The following is a 17,529-nucleotide window of genomic DNA, read 5'->3' on the forward strand; positions in this document are numbered from 1 at the left end:
CCACGGGCCGCTCCTACGGAAAACTCAGCCGCCCGTAGGAGCGGTCATCGGCCGTGAAGAACGCGCTGCGGACTGTCTGATCCACCGCGCTGCGCCCTTCGCGGCCACGGGCCGCTCCTACGGAAAAAGGCTACACCGTCTTCAAGGCGCGGCAGGCAGGTAATGGTCCAGCAGACGCTGGATGGAGCCGTTGCGGTGCAGCGTCTCCACCGCCTTGCGCAAACTGCTCACCACGCGCGGCGAGCATGTCTTCGAACACGCCAGGTACAGGTCCGTGGTCATCAGCACCGGGCTCATCAGCAGCGGCTGCTTGGAAACCTGGCGCCAGATGTACTGCGATTCCGGCACCCCGTTGAACCAGGCATCGACCCGCCCCAGCAGCAGCATCTGCGCCGGATTCTCACCGATGCGCAACGGGTAGATCTGCGACGCATCGAACCCTTCGTCGTACAGCTTGCGCTCCTGCGCACTGCCCATGCCCACGGCGATCCGTCGATAGGTCCGACGTGCCTGGGCAAAGCTGTCGACGCGCTTGTCGAGGGTGAAAAACGCCCGGTCCATGCTCATGATCGGGGCGATCCAGGTGTAGCTGGTTTCCCTGTCGGGAGTTCGCGACAGCGGCACGATAAGCATGTCCTGCCCGTGCTGCACAGTCCGTTGCGCGCGAAGCCAGGGCAGCACATTGATATTCATGTGATAACCCGCCAGCGTCATGGCCTGCCGAGCGGCGTCAGAGACGATACCTTGCTGGCCCGCATCGCCCGCCATGCTCAGCGGCGGCGCCTCGGGCATGTACAGATCGAAGGTGCGCGGGTGCGCGGCCCAGGCAACCGGGAGGAGGGCGCTGCACAGCAGCAGACCGCAGACAGACTTGAACAGCAATCCGCAAGTGCGGTTCAGATGACCCATGGCAACGATCCGATGACTTTCAATGGCAGGCTCCTGGACGGCCAGCATAGTCGCTAATGGCGCTACCTGCTCGCATGGGAACCGCGTCGACCTCAGCCCATCCATATCCGATACATACCTACGCACTGAGGACACTCCAGGTGGAGACCAAGCAAAGCTGGTCGTTCGATGCAGCGCAGATCGCGCAGGCGCAGCGCTTCAACAAGACCCTCGAGCGCCTGCCGCGGTTCCGCATCCGCAACCGCGTCACGCCAATGCTGATCCAGACCCTGCTGCGTGCCGGCCAGCTGGGCAAGGCGCTGAAGCCTGTCAACCATGGCCTGGCCATCGAGAACCGCGTGCTGGTCAGCGCCGATGCCGTTCCGGTGAGGGTGCGCATCATCCGCCCGCAGGGGCCTGCCAAGGGCTTGGTGCTGGATTTCCATGGTGGCGGCTGGGTGATCGGCAACGCGCAGATGAACGATGACGTGAACATCGCCCTGGTTCAGGCCTGTGACGTGGCGGTGGTCTCGGTGGACTACCGGCTGGCCGTGTCGACCCCGCTGCAGGGTTTGCTCGACGACTGCCTGGCGGCCACGCGCTGCGTGCTCGGTGGCGGCTTTCCCGAGCTCGAGGGCCTGCCGGTGATCATGGTCGGTGAGTCCGCCGGTGGCCACCTGGCAGCGGCCACGCTGCTGCAGCTCAAGCGATGGCCGGCGTTGCTGCAGCGCGTGTGCGGGGCGCTGCTGTATTACGGAGTATTCGACCTGACCGGCACGCCCAGCGTGCGCGATGCGGGCCCCGAAACCCTGGTGCTGGACGGGCCAGGCATGCTCGAGGCCTTCCGTCGGCTAACCCCCGGCCTGGACGACGAGCAACGGCGGCAACCGTCGCTGTCGCCGCTGCATGGCGACCTTGATGGACTGCCGCCGGCGCTGATGTTCGTCGGTGAACTGGACCCATTGCGCGACGATACCCTGCTGATGGCCGAACGCTGGGGCAGGGTGGCCAGCGTGGAGCTGCGCCTGTTGCCGGCCTCGCCCCATGGCTTCATCCACTTCCCCACGCCCATGGCCGCGCGGGCGCTGGCATACAGCCGTGAATGGGTCGTCCGCCTGCTGGCGGCACGCGCTGCGCAGGATCCTGCCGGATGAGTTGAAATACCCCGGCGTGCTCGCCAGAATGCCCGCCCATGCGGGCCTGAACGGCACGCGTTGAACCTGGAGAATCGTTGCCTCGTGAACCCGCAGAGCTTGTCTCACCGCCTGGAGCAGGTCGCCGCTCAGGTCCCCGCCGGCGCGCGTCTGGCTGACATTGGTTCGGATCATGCCTACCTGCCGGTGGCCTTGGTCCTGCGTGGCATCGTCCCTCGGGCCGTGGTCGGGGAGGTCGCCCTGACGCCGTTTCTGGCGGCCCGGCGCAGCGTTGACGAGAACGGGCTGGCGCATTGCATCAGCGTGCGTCAGGCCGACGGCCTGGCGGCAATCGAGGCGAGCGACCGGATCTCGGCGGTGACCTTGTGCGGGATGGGCGGCGAAACCATTCGCGACATTCTGCAGGCGGGCAAGGCGCGTTTGAGCATTCGCGAGCGGTTGATCCTGCAGCCCAATGGCGGTGAACGCCACCTGCGGCAGTGGTTGATGGACAATGGCTATGGCATCCGCCATGAAGAGGTGCTGCGGGAAAACCGCTTCGACTACGAGATCATCGTCGCCGAGCCTGGCGAGTCGGTCACGTACAGTCCACAGGAACTGTTTTTCGGGCCCTTGCAACTGCAGCAGCGCACGCCGGCGTTCCTGGCCAAGTGGCAGCGCCTGCTGCACCTCAAGCGCCGCACCCTCGAACGCCTGGCCCACGCCCGGCAGAGCGGGCTCGAAAGCAAACGGTTGGAGCTGGCCGAACACATCGACTGGATCGAATCCCTGAATCCCTCGTAGTAGCGGCGCAAGCCGTGTCACAGCCCACGCGGTGCGTCGGACTCACCACTGTATGGGTTGCCCATCCCAGGCCCAGAAGCTGCCGGTCTGCGTCGGTCCGTGCTGGCCGATCAATTCGAGCAGGCAGCGCGCGGCGAAATCGGGGTCGAACAATTTGCCGGCCGGCACGTTGGCTTGAAAGGGCTGGGACAAGCGGGTGTCGGTGGTGCCCGGGTGCAAGGCCAGGACCGTGGCGGCGGGGTTCAAACGCTTGAGCTCGATGCTGGCGGTGCGCAGCAACTGGTTGAGCGCCGCCTTGCTGGCGCGATAGCTGTACCAGCCACCCAGACGGTTGTCGCCGATCGAACCGACCCGGGCCGACAGCGCCGCGAAGGTGGCCGGCTGTCTGCGCAACAACGGCAGCAGATGCTTGAGCAGCAGCACCGGCGCAAAGGCATTGGTGGCAAAACTGGCCTGCAGACTGCTCAGCTCCAGTTGCGCCAGACCTTTTTCCGGCCGCGCGCCGTCCTGATGCAGAATGCCCAGCGTGCTGATCACCAGGTGCAAATGACTGCAATCGCCCGCTACTGCACTGGCCAGCCGCTGCAGCGCCTGCTCATCGCGCGCATCGCAATCGTAGGTAATCAACCGCGATCCATGGCGCTCAGCCAACACCGCCAGCTCGGCGCTCGTGGTGGCCTCGCGGGAGACCGCAAACACCTGGGCGACATCCTCACGCTGCAACAACTGCTCGCACAACGCCAAGCCGATGCCCTGACTGGCACCACAGATCAGCGCGCAGGCGCCACTGGATAGATCGGGTATCAACGCCATGCTGCACCGCCCGGAACAAGGATCGTACCGATAGGACCCGGCACTGCGGTCGAACGTTCTCGGGGGCGTTCATGGATAGCGACCCTGCGCCCTGACAGGCGACCGCACACTGCCGCCGCATTGCCCATGACGCGCTACCCGAACTCGCGTCAGTCCTGCTCGGCGGCCGGGCTCGGGGCATCCGCCTCGAGCGCCAGCTTCGCCCGATCGGCCTTGCTGATGTAGCGGTCCTTGCTCTGTGGCGCCAGCTTGGCGCTGGCCTTCTTGGCGTGTGCCTGCAACAGCTGTTTGATTTTCTTGCGGCGATTCATGGCGTGGCCCAAGCGGAAAGTGGGGCGATGATACCAGTACGGCTCATCGACCCGCTTGTTGCGCCCGATCAGAAGCTGTACTTGGCCGTCAGCATCAGGTTGCGCGGATTGCCGTAGCTGTCGCCGCCATAGCTGGTCGAGTTGGCGATGGCATTGTAGTACTTGCGGTCGAACACGTTGTTGGCATTCAACTGCAGGTCCAGGTTGCGGTTGACCTGATAGCCGGCCATCAGGTCGGTGATGGCATAGCCACCCTGTTCCAGGCGGTAGCGGCTGCCGTCGGCCAGGTCGATGTCGTTGTACAGGCGGCTCTGCCAGGACAAGGTGCCGCCCACGCGCAGTTTTTCCAACGGGCCCTGGAAGCGGTAGCTGGTGGTGACCTTGAACAGGTGCTCGGGAATGTCGGTGTCGAAACGCTGGTTTTCATTCTGTGGGTTCGCGTTGTCCTTGAGCGTGTGGACCCGCGCGTAGGTGTAGCCACCGCCCACCTGCCAGTTATCGGTCAGCGCCCCTTGCAGCTCGAAGTCGATACCCTGGCTGCGCACCTCGCCCGAGGCTTCGTAGCAGCTGAGTTGCGGGCAGTTGTCGACGAAGATCTGCACCGCGCGGTTTTCCTGGTCGACCCGGAACAACGCCAGGCTGGCGTTCAAGGCGCCGTCGAAGTACTCGCCCTTGATGCCGATTTCGTAGTTCTTGCCCACGATCGGCTTGACCGGCGTGCCGCTGGTGTCCTGCGCGCTCTGCGGCGTGAAGATATCGCTGTAGCTGGCGTACACCGAATGGTGGTCGTCCAGCGTATAGATCAGGCCAGCGTAGCGGGTGACGTTGCGAGTCACCTTGTAGTCGCCTTCGCCGTCGCGATTGTCATAGTCGTACCAGTCTACCCGACCCCCCAGGATCAGCTTCAGCGGGTCGGCAAGGCTCAGCCGCGTGGTCAGGTACACGCCATCCTGGGTAGTGACTTCGCGGCCGTTGTCGGTGTGGGTGAAGTTCGGCTTGCCGGCGTCGATCGGCCAGTTGGTGTCGTACGGGTCGTAGTTGTGGGTGGTCATGTCGTAGATGCGCTTGCTGGCCCCCACCACCAGTTCGTGGGTCCGCCCGAACGCCTGGAACGGGCCGCTGGCAAAGGCATCGAGGCCGGCCTGGTTTTCGTCGTGGGCGGACTGGTAGACGGTACGTGCCAGCGTGTTGTTGACCCAGCGCGACTGATAAGAGCCGGAGAACAAGCCGTTCTGCTCGGCGTAGTTGGCGTTGACCTGCAGGTTCCAGTCGTTGGCCAGGCGCTGGCGCACTTCGGCGAACACGGTATTGATTTCCTGGTCCTTGTTTTCCCAGTCGGTACCCGGATTGTAGGAACGCGGCAGGTCCAGATGATGGCCGTCCTGGCCGATCATCGAGGAGCCCCAGAAGTAGTTGGTCTTGTCTTTCTGATGGGAGAAACCGAGGGTCAGCAGGGTGTCTTCGCCCAGGTCCGCCTCGGTGACGGCGTAGAACAGGCCGTGGTCCTCTTCGACGCCGTCGATGAAACTGTTTGCGTCTCGGTACGAACCCACCACTCGGCCCCGCAGCGTGCCGGCCTCGTTGAGCGGGCTGGACGCGTCGATCTCGCCACGGTAGTCGTCGTGGCTGCCGGCAGCGCCGGTCAAGGTCACCTTCTGCTCGGCCAATGGCCGTTTGCGCACCAGGTTGATCGCCGCCGAGGGGTTGCCGGCACCGGTCACCAGCCCTGTCGCGCCGCGCACGACCTCGACCCGATCGAACATGGCCAGGTTGGGCTGGGCACCGATGGTGACGCCCGAATAGCCGCTGGGTATGCCGTCGTACATCAGGTTGTCGATGTCGAAGCCGCGCGCCGAATAGGCCTGGCGGCCGGGGCCGTTGGCATAGTTGAGGAACAGGCCCGGGGTGGCGCGCACCGCATCGTTGATGCTGGTCATGGCCTGGTCATCCATGCGCTGACGGGTGATCACGGTCACCGATTGCGGCGTTTCGCGCAGGCTCAGCGGCAGCTTGGTGGCGGTTGCCATGGCGCCGGTGGTGTAGGACTGCGAGCCTTCGGTGAAGCTGCCCAGCTGGAACGAATCCGAGGTGATCTGGCTGGCACCCAATTCGATGACGCCCGGGGCCGTCTGTCCTTGGGTCTGGGTGCCATCGGCGGCCAGTGCCGGGGCCATCGTGGCCATGCAGATGGCCACTGCCAACAGATTGCGCGGAGCGTGGGGGCGTTGCAGCGGGGTAGGGCGTGACATGTAAAGCTTCCTGGCCAGACAAGGTTAATGCGAATCGTTAGCACTATTGTCTCAGAAAATTCCTACACATGGCGCAGGCTTATCAAAAAAACCACCTTCCTTTCTGCGAATTGCTCGCTGGTTTGTAGGAGCGGTCATCGGCCGCGAACCCGGCGCCACGATGCATCAGCCGATCCGTGGCGCTCCATTCGCGGCCGATGACCGCTCCTACGGGGTCCCGAAGGTACCGGTGGTCGCGGCCAGGGCCTACAGGCCCGACGCGTCACCCATATGTCACATTTCATGTCTAGCTTCGATCATCACACCCCGGGCGCCGGCCTTCTTCCCTACCGCAAAGAGCCGCCATGGAAATCGATATCTTCAAAGACCTGCTGGTCCCCGTCATCGGTGGTCTGGGCATCTTCATGCTCGGCCTGGAGTTCATGTCCGATGGCATCAACAACCTGGCGGCCAACCGCATGCGCGCCTGGCTCGCGAAGCTGGCCGGCACACCGGTGAAAGGCCTGGCCGCCGGCACGGTGATCACCGGCGTGCTGCAGTCGAGCACGGCCATGACGGTCATGGTGGTTGGCCTGGTCAACGCCGGCGTGGTCGGCCTGCGACCCGCCATCAGCGTGATCATGGGGGCCAACATCGGCACCACCCTGGGCAACGGCCTGATCGCCATGCCGCTGGGTCCGCTGGGACTGATCTTCGCCGGGGTGTTCGCCCTGGTCTACGTGTTCAGCAAAAGCGAGAAAACCCGTCACCTGGCGCTGGCCATCATTGGCTTCTCGCTGATCTTCTATGGCCTGAACCTGCTCACCGGCGGCCTCAAACCCCTGCGCGGCCTGCCCGAGGTGATGTCGGTCATTTCCAGTCTGCAGGCCGACAGCTATACCGGGCTGGCCATCTGCGTGCTGACTGCCGCGGGCATCACCGCGATGATCCATTCGTCCTCGGCCACCATCGGCATCGTCATGGGCCTGGGCGCCGCGGGCATCCTGGACTGGCAGACCGCCGTCGCGTTCTCCCTGGGCGCCGACCTGGGCACCACCGTCACCTCATGGCTGGCTTCGCTGAACCTGTCGAAGAACGCCAAGCGCGCCGCTTACGCGCACATCGCCTTCAACTTCATCGGCGTGGCAGTGATGTTTCCGCTGTTCTTCCTGTCCATGGACATCCTGCAAGGCGCCATGGGCCTGTTCGGCATGGACGTCACCCGCTCGGAAATGGTCGACGGCAAGGAAAGCTTCCCGCTGGTGCCCGTGGCAGTGGGGCTCTATTCAATCGGCTTCAATATCTTCAACACGGCGCTGATGTTTCCCTTCATCGGCGTGTTCGACCGCGTCCTGTCGCGCATCGGCGCCAGCCGCAGCGACGAGGAGGACTATGCCGTGCCGCGCTATCTCGACCGCGCCGCGCTGGCCAGCGTGAACACCGGTGTCGCGGCGGTCAGCCAGGAACTGACCCGCCATGGCCAAGGCATGGGTTTGCTGCTGGATGCGGCGCGTGGCCAGTCCCAGGCGCTGAAGAACGCCACGGAACATGAGCACGCGCTGGACACCCTCAGCCAGGAGATCCGCGGCTACACCGCGCAGATGTTCAAGAACGATCTGACTGCGCGCCAGACCAACCTGCTGGCCAGCCTCATCGAGGAAGAGGATTTCAGCGCGAGCCTGACCCGAACCCTGTCGCAGATCACCCGCCGCATCGAGCGTCAGGTGTTCAGCGCCAACGCGCGCAAGATCATCGACGCCATCCTCGATATCGTCGAGCCGGCAGTGCGCAAGGGGCCGCAAGGGGTCTACCTGCCGAATGCCCACGCCAAGGACTTGCTGGCCTTGCGCGAACGTTGCCTGCAGGGCGAACAGAAGCTTGGCTGGGATGAACGCGGCGCGATTCTGGCATTGCTGGGCAGCGCCGAGCGCGCGCTCAATCTGGTCCAGCGCATCGCTGAGGAACGCCTGTCGGTGTCGCGTGAACTGGACCAGGGCGAACCAGCCACGGCGGCCGACCATGCCCCGGCAGGGGTGTTGGCCAAGCCGCTGTAACCGACCTGGGGGCTAGCGCGCAGCGGCCGCTGGCGAAGCGTGATACCAGGGTCGCAGCAGGCTGAGCAGGCCCAGCAGCGCCATGCCTGCGCCCACCCAAAGGGGCGCTCGCAGGCCCAGCCCGGCATCGATCACCGCGCCGCCGGCCCAGCTGCCCAGTGCCAGCCCGGCAGTGATGACCGAGGTGTGCAGGGTATTGACCAGTGCGCCGGGCTCGGCGGCTTTCATCACCCGCGCGACCATGGCCGGATTCAATGCCACCCCGGTCAGGCCGACGGTGAGGAAGCAGCCCAGGTTCAGCCAGAACACCTGGCCGGCCAGGGCGAATCCGCCCAGGGCCATTACCAGCAGCGCCAGGCCCCAACCCAGCGCCGCGTAGGTGTGCCGATCGGCGATGCGCCCTACCACCATGTTGCCGAGCACGTTGGCCACGCCGTACAGCGCCAGCAACGGCGCCACCTGGGCGGGCGCCACACCGACTTCCTCGATGAGGATCGGCGTGCAATAGCTGAAGGCGGCGAAGGTGGCGCCGATGATCAGTCCGCTGGTTACATAGGCACCCCACAGGCTGCGATTCTTCAGGCTGATCCACTGGCTGCCCAGCGACGGCTCGTCTCCAGCCTCGGCGCGAGGCAGGCGGGTGGCAACCAGCACCGTGCACAGCGAGGCCAGCGCCACTACCAACCAGGCACTGGCACGCCAGCCATAGTGATGTTCGACCCAGGCGGTCGCCGGCACGCCGGCCACCGGCGACAGCATTAGCCCGGCCAGCACCACCGAAATGGCCCGGCCGCGGTCCTGCAGGCTGACCAACCCCGCGCACAGGGTCATGCACAGGCCGATGCAGGCCGCGCTGGAAACCCCCATGACGATCCGGGCCAGTGCCAGCACCGTATAGGTGGGCGCCGCCGCGGCCAAGGCGCCAGCCAGCACATACACCGCCAGCAGCCCGACCAGGGCGCGCTGATTGCTGATCCCGCGCGACAGCAGCAGAACCGTGACCGGCGGTCCGCCCAAGGCCATGCCCAGCGCATACAGGGCGATCAGGTTGCCGACCTGGGCCAGGCTCACGGAAAACGCCGAGGCCAGGGCAGGCATCATGCCCGCCACCATGAACTCGGCAGTCACCAGCGAGAAAATCGTCAAACCCAACAGGTAGACGGTTGGCGGAAGCTTGGAACGGGTGGTCATGGGCATCTCGGACAAAAATGAAGCTGGCTACCCTAGGGATTCTTGAACGAATGGTCAAATAACCATTGGCGCTGTACTCATGCCCGGCGACGGTCGGCGCCGACGCTTGCATCGCGCGAGCGGCGCGGCGATGCTCACAGACTTTTCCAACCGAGAGCGCTGTCATGCCCTGCGTAACGCAAAGCCCTGCCGAACTGGCCATGGATGAAACCTTTTGGAAGGACGTTGCAGCGCGCTACCCGCGCGACGATGGGCCAATCAACCTCGATGGCGGCTATTTCGGGCGCATGAGCGAGGGCGTGGTACAGGCCTATGAAGATGCGATCAGGCAGGTAAACCGCGGCAACTCGGTGCAGGTCCGTGAGCATTTCGACAAGCACCAGGCCGAAGCCATCCGCCAGCAACTCGCCGAGCTGATGGGGGTACCCGCCGACGAGCTGGCTTTCGCCCGCAGCGCGTCGGAAGCCCTCTATTCCCTGATCCGCAATTACCAGCGTCTGCAGCCGGGCGACCAGGTGCTGATCAGCGACCTGGACTACGGCTCGGTACAGGGCGCTTTCGACTGGCTGCAGCAGGCGCGCGGGGTCGAGCTGGTCACCCTGGTCCATGCCCACCCTGCAACCCACGACGGCCTGCTGCACAGCTACCGCGAGGCGTTCGCCACCCACCCACGGCTCAAGCTCATGGCGTTGACCCACGTCACTCATCGCACCGGCCTGGTCATGCCGGTCAAAACCATCGCCACCGAAGCCCGGGCGCATGGGATCGACGTGATTCTCGACGGCGCACACTCACTGGGCCAGATGGAGGTCGATCTGGCCGACATGGGCGTGGAAATGGCCGGCTTCAATTTGCAGAAATGGATCGGCGCGCCGCTCAGCCTCGGGGTCATTCACGTACGCCGCGAGCGCCTGGTTGATTTCGCGCCGGACATGGGCAACCCCAGCTACCCGGCCGACGACATACGCTGCCTCACACCCTATGGCACGCCCAATGTGCCCGCGCTGATGAGCCTGCCGACCGTGTTTGCCGAACATGAGGCGCTCGGCGGCTGGCAGGTGAAAGGTGCACGCCTGCGCTACCTGCGCGACCTCTGGTTGCCGGCGGCACGTGCGCTGCCCGGCATTGAAGTGCTCACGCCGGACGATCCGCGCCTGGCGTGCGGCATCGCCTCGTTCCGCTTTCGCGACGTCGAGGACCAACAAGGCAAGATCGACCAGTTGCTGGCGCAGTTCAATATCTTCACGGTGGCCCGCGCTGGCTCGGCGTGCGGGCCCTGCATACGGGTGACGCCAGGCATCAACACCACGCCGGCCGACATGCATGCCTTGGCGAGCGCCTTGGCGCTGATGAGCGAGTAAGTGAACGCGGTTGCAATAGAAGATCTGCGCGGCGGGTGCCGCGCAGATCCAGATCATCCAAGGGCAGGGCGCCCCCAGGCCGGCCTCAACGGTTGGGGGTGACCCGCCAGATGGTGTTGGCCAGGTCGTCGGCGATGATCAGCGCACCGCGCGGATCGACCGTTACACCGACAGGGCGGCCGCGGGTCTTGCCGTCGTCGCCGCGGAAGCCGGTAGCGAAGTCGATCGGCTCGCCGGCGGGTTTGTCACCGGCGAACGGCACGAAGATCACCTTGTAGCCCACGGGATTGTCGCGGTTCCAGCTGCCGTGCTCACCGACGAATGCACCCTGAGCAAATTTCTCGCCCATGGCCGGGATCGAGAAGTCCACACCCAGTGCAGCCACGTGGGAGCCCAGGCTGTAGTCGGGCTTGACCGCAGCGGCGACTTTCGCCGGGTTTTGCGGCTGAGCGCGGGAATCGACGTTCTGGCCCCAGTAGCTGTACGGCCAGCCATAGAACTGGCCTTCACGTACCGAACTCAGGTAGTCGGGCACCAGGTCCGGGCCCAGTTCGTCACGCTCGTTGACCACCGCCCACAACTGGCCGGTCCCCGGCTGAATGGTCAGCGCCGTCGGGTTGCGTATACCGGTCGCGTAGGGCTTGTGCGCACCGGTCTGCGCATCGATCTGCCAGACCATGGCGCGGTCGATCTCGACCTCCATGCCGCGTTCGGTCACGTTGCTGTTGGAGCCGATGCCGACGTACAGGTAGCGCGCGTCGTCACTGATGGCCAGCGACTTGGTCCAGTGGTGGTTGATCGCCGACGGCAGGTCGGCCAGTTTGGTCGGTGCCGCGCTGGCTTTGGTCTGCCCGTCGGTGTAGTCGAAGCGCACCAGGGCATCCTGGTTGGCCACGTACAGTTTGCCGTTGGCATAGGCCAGGCCGTAGGGCGCGTTGAGGTTTTCCGCGAACACCGTTTTCAGCTCATAGGTGCCGTCGCCATCGGCGTCGCGCAGCAGGGTCAGGCGGTTGCCGCCTTTGACCTGGGTATTGCCCTGGGCCTTGATATAGCTGGCGATCACATCCTTGGGCTTGAGCTTGGCGGCGCTGCCACCGCGACCCTCGGCCACCAGGATGTCGCCGTTGGGCAAGACCAGGGTCTGCCGCGGGATGGCCAGGTCGGTGGCGATCGCGCTGATGGTATAGCCTTGCGGCACGGTCGGCTTGCTGTCCCCCCACGCCACCGGCTCGGCGATCTTCATGCTCGGCAGCAGGCCGCGCTGCGCTTCCGGCAACTTCGGGTCGGGCCCGCGTGCCTGGGTGCTGTCGGCTTCGCTGCCGCAGCCGGCGAGCAGCAGCGCCACGCTCAAGGCCGTCAATGCGCCTGAATATTTCATCGAACACCTCCCGAACGCAGATTGCTCAAACCGACCCATGCCGCTACCAGCGACAGTACGGTCACCACCACCGACATGACCAACCCGGTCGGCATCACCGCCCAGGCATCCTTGGCATGCTCGAAGGCGTTCACCAGCCCCAGCACCCACGTGACCAGCAACAGCAGAAAATACAGCACCGCACGTCCGCCCTTGTGCTCGGCACGGACCAGATTGATCAAGGCGAAGACCAGCGCCAGTCCGCAGAACACCAAACCCCCGGCGATGAGCCAGGCAGCGAAGTTGCTCCATTGGATCTGGTAGCTTTGGTAGTAGGCGATATCACTGAGCAGGGCGCCGAGAAACAGCGGCACGGTGCCGGCCAGAAAAATCGCATGCAGCGGGCCTGGCCTGTGTCGATAGGCGAGTTGGGTAGAAGTGGTCACGATTGTTCCTCATCGTTGGACAACATCGGCACGGGTGTACCGGCTCGTCAGGGGCGCAGGGTGCGCATAGCAAGGGATCGCCGACGCCAACTGTTAGTTCACCAGGCTTCGTGTCGAAATATTTTACGCGGCGCATGCGCAGCCCAGCGCAATGGCCCGAGCCAGACGCCACCGGCCGTCGGCCGTCGGCCGCCGCGATCTTCATTCAAGCAATCGCCTCGAGTGGCCGATACAACGCCAGCCCATGCTTTCGCAGGGTTTCCCTTCTCGAGGTCTGTCATGTTCAAAACGTCTCTGCGCGCACAGGTCCTGGCGCTGCTGGCCAGTGGGTTGCTGATCCTGCTGCTGATTGCCCTGGGCAGCTTCAAGTTTCTGGCGGCCAGCCTGGATGACTACACGGCGCTGGTGGCGGGCCCCCTGCGTGCCACTGAACTGGTGGACCGGGCCAACGTCCAGTTCAAGACCCAGGTGCAGGAGTGGAAGAACGTGCTGCTGCGCGGGAAGGATGCCAAGGCGGCGGACAAGTATTGGGCGCAGTTCGAGGAGCAGGAGCGCGCGGTGGCGGCGACCTTGCAAGCGCTCGGCGAGCTGCCGGGGGTGCCCGCGGGCATCAGCCAGAATGCGCAACGCCTGCGCGCCGAACACGCAGTGCTGGGTGCGGCCTATCGCAAGGGGCACGACGCCTTCCTGGCCAGCGGCGCCGATGCTGCCAGCGGTGACCGCGCCGTGGCAGGCGTCGACCGCGCCACCAGCGAGCAGCTCAATGCCCTGGTCAGCGAACTGCGTACACTCGCCGACGAACAATCGCTGCTGATCAACCACCGAGGCCACCAGGCGATCATCTGGGGCATCGCCATCATGCTGGTGTCGGGCCTGTTGATCACGGCCCTGAGCCTGTGGCTGGTCAACCGCAACCTGGTCACCCCGGTACGCGATCTGATCGACTACGTGGCGCGTCTGAGCCAGGGCCATCTGGCCGAGCGCGTGGTCAGCCATCGTCGTGACGAGCTGGGTCGCCTGGCCGTGGCCGCGAACACCCTGCGTGATTTCCTCGTCGACACCTTCACCCGCCTGCAGCGCAGCACGGCCAATCTGGACCAGGCCAGCGGCGAGCTCAACACCATCGCTGCAGTCATGCTGCAAGGCACCAGCGAGCAGTTCGAACGCACCGACCAGGTGGCCACGGCGATGCAGGAAATGTCTGCGACCGCCCAGGAAGTCGCACGCCACGCCGCTGGCGCAGCCACTGCGGCGGATGACGCCGACCGCGAAGCCCAGGACGGCGAGCAGGCGATGCAAGCCACCATCCATACCATCACCCGCATGCGCGGTGAAATTGCCGTGACCGGCGATGTCATTCGTCAGTTGCGCGACGACAGTGGCCGCATCGGCAAGGTATTGGAAGTCATCCGCGGCATTGCCGACCAGACCAATCTGCTCGCGCTCAACGCCGCCATCGAAGCCGCGCGCGCGGGCGATGCCGGCCGCGGGTTTGCCGTTGTGGCCGACGAAGTGCGTACCCTGGCGCAGCGCACCGCCGCCTCCACCCAGGAAATCCACCAGATCATCGACACCGTGCAGACCGGCGCGGTGAACGCCGTGCAGGCCATCGAAAGCGGGCAGAAGCGCAGCGACGAGGGCGCCGAGCAAGTGGTGGCGGCGGGTCAGACCCTGACCCGCATCACCCAGACCATCGAGTCGATCAGGGACATGAACCGGCAGATTGCCACCGCTGCCGAGGAACAGAACGCGGTGGTCGAAGACATCGCGCAGAATCTGGTTGAAATCACCGCCATCGCCACCACCAACCAGGGCAGCGTCGAGCGCACCCAGGCTGCCAGCAGCCACCTGCATCAATTGTCGGCGGAACTGGCTCAGGTCACCGCGCGCATCAAGGCGGCTTGAGCGAGCGCCCCGCCGCCAGCTGGCGCTACTTGCCCTTGGGCAGCAGCCGCGCCAGCTTGCGCATCTCCACTTCGGCCTTGGCCAGCTCCGTAGCCGACGCCTCTTCCCAGACCCGCTGCAGCGGCTGCAGGTCGGGCTCGACCTTGACCTTGATGCACCACTGGTGATGGTCGTGCCACGAGCCCAGTGCCGACTGCACCGCCTTGAGGGATTTCTCCGCCTTGGGCGACAGCGGCGACAGGTCTCCGAATGCCTGGATCAGGTAGCGCGTGCGCTTGACCAGGATCCGCAGTTCGTGGCGGTCGAACTCGGCATCCTTCAAGGCGTGCCGCAGCTTGCGCACGTGCTTGTCGAGGGTCTTGATCACGAGCTTTTCGAACGCTCGCGAGTGGCTGCCCAGTTCGCTGGCGCGGAACGCGGCCGACCAGGTGTCCAGCGCACTGAACAGGGCGTTCAGGCTCGAATGGTCGACGATCACCCGATGCTCGCCTGCAAGCCGCGCGCGACGTTTGTCGGCCGCGCCGTGCAAGCCACGCCGCTCCAGCTCCTGCACCATGACTTCCAGATCGCGGGTGGGCGTGGTGAAGCGGCCCACGTTCTTGGCTGCACTCAGCAGCGGTTGCAGCGCCGGCAGCGCACGAACCGGTATCAACAGGCTGCGAATGCGCCGTACGGCAATGCGCAGATCGTGCAGCGCCTCTTCGTCGGTCGCTGCCTGCAGACGTACCCGCGCATGAAAGAGCGCCACTTCCAGTGCGATGATCTCCTTCACATAGCTGTCGACAAATGCCATCGAATCCTCCAATAGATAGTCACGCAGCGTCGTCGCGAACGCCTGTTCAGTGATAGACCGGAAGGCTTGGACGACGTTGCCCAAGTGCACGGATGAATATGTTTGCAAATACATCAACCGCAAACGGGTGACTGATTTTCCTGTCCGCTAAACCTCGAGAGCCCAGTGCGGTCACACCTACACTTTCCACCGCAGGCAAGCGCTGCACGTCCCACCAGGAGCTTTTCGATGACTGTGAAGTCAGACCCCGTCAAACCCTCGACCCTTAATCCACCGGTATTCTGGATATCGGCCATCTTGCTGTTGCTGCTGGTGCTGTTCGCCAGCCTGATGCCGCGGCAGGCGCAGACCTTCTTTGCCGTGGTGCAAGACTGGATCTTCACCAACGTCAGCTGGTTCTACATCCTGGCCGTGGCGATCATCCTGGGCACCGTGGTGTTCCTGGGCGTGAGTCGCTACGGCGACATCAAGCTGGGCCCGGACCACAGCACCCCGGACTACAGCAGCATGACCTGGTTTGCCATGCTCTTTTCGGCAGGCATGGGCATCGGCCTGATGTTCTTCGGCGTCGCCGAGCCGGTCATGCATTTCCTCAATCCGCCCTACGGGGAGGGTGCCACGGTCGCTGCGGCGGGCGAGGCGATGAAAATCACCTTCTTCCATTGGGGACTGCACGCCTGGGCCATCTACGCCATCGTCGCCTTGATCCTGGCCTATTTCAGCTTTCGCCACGGCCTGCCGCTGACGCTGCGTTCAGCACTCTATCCGCTGATCGGCGAGCGCATCTACGGCCCCATCGGGCATGCTGTGGACATCTTCGCCATCATCGGTACGGTGCTGGGTGTCGCCACTTCGCTGGGCTTCGGCGTGGCGCAGATCAACACCGGCCTCAACGCGCTGTTCGGCGTGCCGGTGTCGATCCCGATCCAGATCGCGCTGATCATCGGCACCACGGCGCTGGCCACTCTTTCGGTGGTGTCCGGGCTGGACAAGGGCATCCGCCGGTTGTCCGAGCTCAACCTCGGGCTGGCTGTGCTGTTGATGGCCATGGTGATGATTCTCGGCCCCACCGTGCTGATCCTGCAGACCTTCGTGCAGAACACCGGCGGGTACCTGAGCGAAATCGTCAGCCGCACGCTCAACCTCAATGCCTACCAGCCCACCGACTGGATCGGCGGCTGGACCCTGTTCTACTGGGGCTGGTGGCTGGCCTGGTCGCCGTTCGTGGGGCTGTTCATCGCGCGCATCTCGCGCGGCCGCACCATTCGTGAATTCGTCACCGGCGTGCTGCTGGTGCCTACCGCGTTCACCCTGCTGTGGATGACCGTGTTCGGCAACACCGCGATCCACATGATCCTCGAGCAGGGCATGGTGGACCTGGGCATTGCCGTGGACAAGGACACCTCCCTGGCACTGTTCGCGTTTCTCCAGCACTTCCCGTTTTCCGGGGTGATCAGCGCGCTGGCGATCATCATGGTGGTGGTGTTCTTCGTGACGTCCGCCGACTCCGGCGCCATGGTGGTCGACATGCTTGCGTCCGGCGGTTCGGAAAACACCCCCGTGCGCCAGCGCATCTTCTGGGCCTCGAGCATGGGCCTGGTGGCGATCGCGCTGCTGCTGGCCGACGGCCTCAAGGCCTTGCAGACCGCAACCATCGCCAGCGCGCTGCCCTTTACCCTGGCTTTGCTGCTGAGCATGCGCGGCCTGCTCAAGGCGCTCAAGCTCGACGCCACCAAGCGTGACCTGCGTCACCAGGCGCTGGCTATCTCGCCAAGCACGCCGCGTACCGGCGGCACCTGGCAGCGCCGCCTGCGTACCCTGGCGATGTTTCCGCGGCGTGCCCACGTGGTTCGTTTCATCGAGGACGTGGCACGTCCGGCGTGCCTTGGCGTTGCCGAGGAATGGCGCCTGCAGGGTTACGACTGCACCGTGGAAGATGGCGAGGAGGGCGGCGTGCGCCTGAGCGTCGGTCCTACCGACACCGCTTTCATCTACGAGATCAGGCCCCATGCCTATGCCACACCCAGCTTCGTCATGAGCGGGCCGCCGGGCGAAGAGCGCAAGTACTTCCGCGCCGAAGTGCATCTGCGCGAGGGTGGCCAGGATCACGACGTGATGGGCTGGTCTCGCGACGAGGTGATCGGCGACATTCTCGACCACTACGAGCGGCACATGCACTTCCTGCACCTGGTGGGTTGAGCTTCACGCCGTTTCAATTTGCAATGGCCGGGCGGTAACATGCCGG

The 17,529-nt window shown here is 64.8% G+C and carries 14 protein-coding genes; 6 read left to right on the forward strand and 8 right to left on the reverse strand.

The window, feature by feature from the left end:
• Positions 1-141: 141 nt before the first annotated feature.
• Positions 142-909: a substrate-binding periplasmic protein gene (locus tag IFT44_RS14465; RefSeq protein ID WP_192176111.1), complete on the reverse strand. Its 768-nt coding sequence runs from the start codon at positions 907-909 to the stop codon at positions 142-144.
• A gap of 140 nt (positions 910-1,049) precedes the next feature.
• On the opposite strand from IFT44_RS14465, the gene IFT44_RS14470 reads away from it, so the two are divergent.
• Together IFT44_RS14470 and IFT44_RS14475 are read left to right on the forward strand one after the other, a co-directional pair.
• Positions 1,050-2,042 (forward strand): alpha/beta hydrolase, encoded by a 993-nt coding sequence (locus tag IFT44_RS14470; protein ID WP_342214292.1) that lies wholly within the window; start codon positions 1,050-1,052, stop codon positions 2,040-2,042.
• An 84-nt stretch (positions 2,043-2,126) separates the two neighbouring features.
• Positions 2,127-2,825 carry a tRNA (adenine(22)-N(1))-methyltransferase TrmK gene (locus IFT44_RS14475; protein WP_192103719.1) on the forward strand — a complete coding sequence of 233 codons (699 nt, stop codon included), beginning with the start codon at positions 2,127-2,129 and terminating at the stop codon, positions 2,823-2,825.
• A 42-nt stretch (positions 2,826-2,867) separates the two neighbouring features.
• Here the strand turns inward: IFT44_RS14475 and IFT44_RS14480 are convergent, their stop codons facing one another.
• From IFT44_RS14480 to IFT44_RS14490, 3 genes are all read right to left on the reverse strand, one after another.
• Positions 2,868-3,638 (reverse strand): SDR family NAD(P)-dependent oxidoreductase, encoded by a 771-nt coding sequence (locus IFT44_RS14480; RefSeq protein WP_192103716.1) that lies wholly within the window; start codon positions 3,636-3,638, stop codon positions 2,868-2,870.
• A gap of 149 nt (positions 3,639-3,787) precedes the next feature.
• The gene (locus tag IFT44_RS14485) at positions 3,788-3,949 is read right to left on the reverse strand and encodes a DUF2986 domain-containing protein (RefSeq protein ID WP_185793771.1); all 162 of its coding nucleotides are present in this window, start codon (positions 3,947-3,949) and stop codon (positions 3,788-3,790) included.
• 68 nt (positions 3,950-4,017) lie between these two features.
• Positions 4,018-6,198 (reverse strand): TonB-dependent siderophore receptor, encoded by a 2,181-nt coding sequence (locus IFT44_RS14490; protein ID WP_192054063.1) that lies wholly within the window; start codon positions 6,196-6,198, stop codon positions 4,018-4,020.
• Positions 6,199-6,542: 344 nt separating this feature from the next.
• Between IFT44_RS14490 and IFT44_RS14495 the strand changes: the two genes are divergently transcribed.
• Positions 6,543-8,231, forward strand: a complete 1,689-nt coding sequence (locus IFT44_RS14495; RefSeq protein WP_122478967.1) for a Na/Pi cotransporter family protein — start codon at positions 6,543-6,545, stop codon at positions 8,229-8,231.
• A 12-nt stretch (positions 8,232-8,243) separates the two neighbouring features.
• Here IFT44_RS14495 and IFT44_RS14500 read toward each other — a convergent pair whose 3' ends face one another.
• Positions 8,244-9,422, reverse strand: coding sequence for an MFS transporter (locus IFT44_RS14500; protein WP_192103714.1), 1,179 nt, complete (start codon positions 9,420-9,422; stop codon positions 8,244-8,246).
• A gap of 200 nt (positions 9,423-9,622) precedes the next feature.
• On the opposite strand from IFT44_RS14500, the gene IFT44_RS14505 reads away from it, so the two are divergent.
• Complete coding sequence (locus IFT44_RS14505; protein WP_244652172.1) at positions 9,623-10,783, forward strand: aminotransferase class V-fold PLP-dependent enzyme; 1,161 nt, start codon at positions 9,623-9,625, stop codon at positions 10,781-10,783.
• An 85-nt stretch (positions 10,784-10,868) separates the two neighbouring features.
• Here IFT44_RS14505 and IFT44_RS14510 read toward each other — a convergent pair whose 3' ends face one another.
• Both IFT44_RS14510 and IFT44_RS14515 read right to left on the reverse strand, forming a co-directional pair.
• A complete protein-coding gene (locus IFT44_RS14510; RefSeq protein ID WP_192176112.1) occupies positions 10,869-12,161 on the reverse strand; it encodes a PQQ-dependent sugar dehydrogenase in 1,293 nt (430 codons plus the stop codon).
• A complete protein-coding gene (locus IFT44_RS14515; RefSeq protein ID WP_122713049.1) occupies positions 12,158-12,586 on the reverse strand; it encodes a DUF2231 domain-containing protein in 429 nt (142 codons plus the stop codon). Before IFT44_RS14515 ends, IFT44_RS14510 begins: the two co-directional genes overlap by 4 nt.
• 864 nt (positions 12,587-13,450) lie before the next feature.
• Between IFT44_RS14515 and IFT44_RS21380 the strand changes: the two genes are divergently transcribed.
• The gene (locus tag IFT44_RS21380) at positions 13,451-14,491 is read left to right on the forward strand and encodes a methyl-accepting chemotaxis protein (protein ID WP_446730958.1); all 1,041 of its coding nucleotides are present in this window, start codon (positions 13,451-13,453) and stop codon (positions 14,489-14,491) included.
• A 25-nt stretch (positions 14,492-14,516) separates the two neighbouring features.
• Here the strand turns inward: IFT44_RS21380 and IFT44_RS14525 are convergent, their stop codons facing one another.
• Positions 14,517-15,284, reverse strand: coding sequence for a CHAD domain-containing protein (locus IFT44_RS14525; RefSeq protein WP_192176114.1), 768 nt, complete (start codon positions 15,282-15,284; stop codon positions 14,517-14,519).
• 228 nt (positions 15,285-15,512) lie between these two features.
• On the opposite strand from IFT44_RS14525, the gene IFT44_RS14530 reads away from it, so the two are divergent.
• The gene (locus IFT44_RS14530) at positions 15,513-17,483 is read left to right on the forward strand and encodes a BCCT family transporter (RefSeq protein ID WP_192054075.1); all 1,971 of its coding nucleotides are present in this window, start codon (positions 15,513-15,515) and stop codon (positions 17,481-17,483) included.
• The last annotated feature ends 46 nt before the right edge of the window (positions 17,484-17,529 follow it).

It is taken from the genome of Pseudomonas sp. CFBP 13710 (assembly GCF_014842235.1).
Taxonomy (GTDB): Bacteria; Pseudomonadota; Gammaproteobacteria; order Pseudomonadales; family Pseudomonadaceae; genus Aquipseudomonas; species Aquipseudomonas baltica.

Coding starts and splice junctions, on each gene's coding strand:
- IFT44_RS14465 (WP_192176111.1), bottom strand. CDS start 909: ATGGGTCATCTGAACCGCACTTGCGGATTGCTGTTCAAGTCTGTCTGC.
- IFT44_RS14485 (WP_185793771.1), bottom strand. CDS start 3,949: ATGAATCGCCGCAAGAAAATCAAACAGCTGTTGCAGGCACACGCCAAG.
- IFT44_RS14525 (WP_192176114.1), bottom strand. CDS start 15,284: ATGGCATTTGTCGACAGCTATGTGAAGGAGATCATCGCACTGGAAGTG.
- IFT44_RS14510 (WP_192176112.1), bottom strand. CDS start 12,161: ATGAAATATTCAGGCGCATTGACGGCCTTGAGCGTGGCGCTGCTGCTC.
- IFT44_RS14490 (WP_192054063.1), bottom strand. CDS start 6,198: ATGTCACGCCCTACCCCGCTGCAACGCCCCCACGCTCCGCGCAATCTG.
- IFT44_RS14500 (WP_192103714.1), bottom strand. CDS start 9,422: ATGACCACCCGTTCCAAGCTTCCGCCAACCGTCTACCTGTTGGGTTTG.
- IFT44_RS14495 (WP_122478967.1), top strand. CDS start 6,543: ATGGAAATCGATATCTTCAAAGACCTGCTGGTCCCCGTCATCGGTGGT.
- IFT44_RS14505 (WP_244652172.1), top strand. CDS start 9,623: ATGGATGAAACCTTTTGGAAGGACGTTGCAGCGCGCTACCCGCGCGAC.
- IFT44_RS14530 (WP_192054075.1), top strand. CDS start 15,513: ATGACTGTGAAGTCAGACCCCGTCAAACCCTCGACCCTTAATCCACCG.
- IFT44_RS14480 (WP_192103716.1), bottom strand. CDS start 3,638: ATGGCGTTGATACCCGATCTATCCAGTGGCGCCTGCGCGCTGATCTGT.